Annotated in this window: 2 pseudogenes; both read left to right on the top strand. The window is 37.8% G+C overall.

Going from position 1 to position 534, the window contains the following annotated elements:
- Positions 1 to 273: pseudogene (locus HMPREF2918_RS04565) on the top strand (conjugal transfer protein); the annotation flags it as partial.
- Positions 274 to 286: 13 nt separating this feature from the next.
- A pseudogene (locus HMPREF2918_RS04560) lies at positions 287 to 534 on the top strand (cell division protein FtsK); the annotation flags it as partial.

Raw genomic sequence — 534 nt, 5'->3', positions numbered from 1 at the left:
AATACAGGTGAGATCCGTGGAATTGTCGTAGGGATTCACTCTTCTGTCCAGCACGAAACCCTCTTTTTCACTATCGCAGATATGTCTGAGTCTGAAATTGAAGACTTAGGAATTAAATACCGAGAAGAAGTTGAACTAGAAGATATTGTTATCACGCATACCCACGTCAATCGTAATGATATCTATAAGCTCTTTGCTTCTAAAATCAAGAAAAAAGCTGGAGGTGCACCGACTAAAGAAAACAAACCGGTAGAAAATAAGAAGGAAAACTAGGAGGTGATGCGCTATGAAACTCTTTACCTATCGGGGAAAAAGAGTTCGAGTTTTTCATCGTAAACTAAAGGGAATCACATGGTTTATCTGGTGGTTTCCTTTTTTATTGGCTATTAGTTACTACAGCTACTTACATTTAGAAGAATTAAAAGTTCATCCCTTACCTCAAGGCTATTTTCTAGGAGCTGGGCTTCTCTTTTCTTTAATCTTCTCTTGGTTTATCAATCGGGTTTGCTACAGGAAGGTACTCTTCTTTCAAAA

It is taken from the genome of Streptococcus sp. HMSC065C01, assembly GCF_001813525.1.
Classification (GTDB): Bacteria; Bacillota; Bacilli; order Lactobacillales; family Streptococcaceae; genus Streptococcus; species Streptococcus parasanguinis_V.
The sequence above is the reverse complement of the archived record's forward strand: the minus strand, read 5'-3'. Positions and strand labels throughout refer to the sequence as shown.